This window comes from Pseudomonas sp. TKO26 (genome assembly GCF_003225665.1).
GTDB lineage: Bacteria > Pseudomonadota > Gammaproteobacteria > Pseudomonadales > Pseudomonadaceae > Aquipseudomonas > Aquipseudomonas saponiphila.
In genome coordinates, this window is the sequence record NZ_QKLN01000067.1 from 1 (window position 1) to 384 (window position 384).

The 384-nt window shown below is 63.0% G+C and carries 1 pseudogene; it reads left to right on the forward strand.

Annotated features, from left to right (window positions below):
* Window positions 1–12: 12 nt before the first annotated feature.
* Window positions 13–357: pseudogene (locus tag DNK59_RS31485) on the forward strand (CreA family protein); the annotation flags it as partial.
* Window positions 358–384 lie beyond the last annotated feature (27 nt).

Sequence of the window (384 nt, forward strand, 5' to 3'; positions counted from 1 at the left end):
TCGCTCGGGGCCGTGCCGCTCATTGTTTCGGCCCGGGCAATTGGCCAGGTGGCCGCGGTGTTCAAGTTTGTCGGGCCGAATGATCGCATCGTGGTCGGGGCCTTCGATGAACCCAAGGTGGACGGCGTGACGTGCTATCTGGCGCGAGCCAAGACGGGTGGCCTCAAGGGTGGTCTGGGTTTGGCGGAGGACCGTGCCGAGGCGGCCATCGCTTGTCGCCAGGTGGGGCCGGTCGCGTTCAAGGGTGAGCTCAAGGATGGTGAGGAGGTCTTCAAGGAGCGTACTTCCCTGGAGTTCAAGACCATGCAGGTGGTGCGTTTTCTCGATAAGAAGCGCAGCACCCTGGTGTACCTGGTCTAAAGCGATCGGGTGATCGAGGGCCGG